Genomic DNA, 1620 nt, shown 5'->3' with positions numbered 1-1620 from the left:
GAGAGTAATCAGGTCTTCGACGGCGGCTTTGGGTGGCCCCGTATCAGCACCCGTGACGCCGGAGTCGGAGCTAATCGACTCCAACCAGTCGATCACTTCCTTATAGCCCAACGCCTGACGGGCAGTCTGGCTGAGCGAATGGGGTGGAGCGGTCAGCCGTCTCACTTCGTCGACCAGCCCTTCGGCAAACATCTGGCGGACACGGTCGTCGATTCGCTTGTACAACCAGTCCCGAGGAGGCGACAGCCAGTAGACTTGCCGAGGACGAACTCCCAGCGGCAATGGCCCTTGACGCTGAAGATTCGAAAGCGGCTGCCCCAGCAGCTCAAAGACTTCGAGGGCTCGAATGATCCTGCGCTGGTCGTTCGGATGAAGGCGGGCAGCCGCTTCAGGATCGACCTCACTCAGTCGATCATGCAGGAACCGGGGGCCGTGTTCAGTACTGAGGGCCTCAAATCGTGACCGAAGCGACCAATCAGCGGGTGGTCCCTCAAAGACGCCTCGAAGGACTCCCCGCAGGTACAGACCCGTCCCACCGACAAACAATGGAGTGCGACCTCGCCCGACGATTTCACGACAGACACCTTCCGCCGCCGAGACATATTCCGACAGACTGTAATCCTGATTGGGGTCCAGGACATTAATCAGATGGTGCGGAACGATTGCCTGTTGCTCGGGCGTGGCCTTCGCGGTGCCAATATCCATCCCCCGATAAAGGGTCATCGAATCCAGCGCGATAATCTCGGCATTGATCTTCTGGGCCAGTCGCAACGAAACGGCAGTTTTGCCGCACGCTGTAGGCCCAGCCAGAAACCAGCACCTGGAAAGGAGCTCGCCCGAAAATTCCACAGTGTTCCTTCCTGCGATCGCCAGAGTCACTTGGCTCAGGGTGGCAAGCGACCCGGCGATCATCCCTGACTCTCATCCGACGGTTTGGAAAATTCCCCTGCGGCAGTACGTTTACCACGCAGGAAATTCGGCGAAAGTACCGTTGTCAATCAATCGGCCGAGGCCTATGTTTAATGAAGATGGCTGGGTTCGGCCACTCGTTCGGCCAGATTCGACAGCAACGAGCGAGTGGCTTCCAGTTCCGTAACTATGCTTCTGCAGGAAGCATTTTGAAAGGACAAACGATGCAGGCGTCATCTTTCTCATCCACGGTCGTCTCGAGTGGAACTGATAGAACGGCAGTCAGATTCCTCGTTCAACTGTCAGTCGCCGCCGCGATCCTCTTTGGACAAGGAAACTGGAAGATGGTCGAATCCTCCAACGGCAACGATGAGAAAGCGGCATCAGAAGGGGTAGCCCCACCCGCAGCAGCGAAACTTGAGGAAGCCACGTTCGGTTCCGGTTGCTTCTGGTGCACCGAGGCCGTCTTTCAGCAATTGAAAGGGGTTAAGTCGGTCGTCTCCGGGTACAGTGGCGGGCACGTCGATAACCCAACGTATGCCCAAGTCTGCACAGGGAACACGGGGCATGCTGAGGTCATCCAAGTCACCTATGACCCCAAGGTTGTCAGTTACGTCGACCTGCTCGAAGTATTCTGGAAGACGCATGACCCCACGACACTCAATCGTCAGGGTGCGGATCGTGGAACGCAGTACCGTTCGGTGATCTTCT

General features: G+C 57.3%; 2 protein-coding genes. One reads left to right on the top strand and one right to left on the bottom strand.

All coding sequences use genetic code 11. The features are described 5' to 3' along the window. The coding region (gene miaA / locus VGE80_RS14140; protein WP_440593117.1) for a tRNA (adenosine(37)-N6)-dimethylallyltransferase MiaA at positions 1-849 on the bottom strand (849 nt) is incomplete at its 3' end. A 404-nt stretch (positions 850-1253) separates the two neighbouring features. Here miaA and msrA point away from each other — a divergent pair. Further along, the coding region (msrA, locus tag VGE80_RS14135) for a peptide-methionine (S)-S-oxide reductase MsrA (RefSeq protein ID WP_440593116.1) at positions 1254-1620 on the top strand (367 nt) is incomplete at its 3' end.

It is taken from the genome of Schlesneria sp., assembly GCF_036405755.1.
Lineage (GTDB): Bacteria > Planctomycetota > Planctomycetia > Planctomycetales > Planctomycetaceae > Schlesneria > Schlesneria sphaerica.
This window is presented reverse-complemented; position numbering and strand designations above follow the sequence as displayed.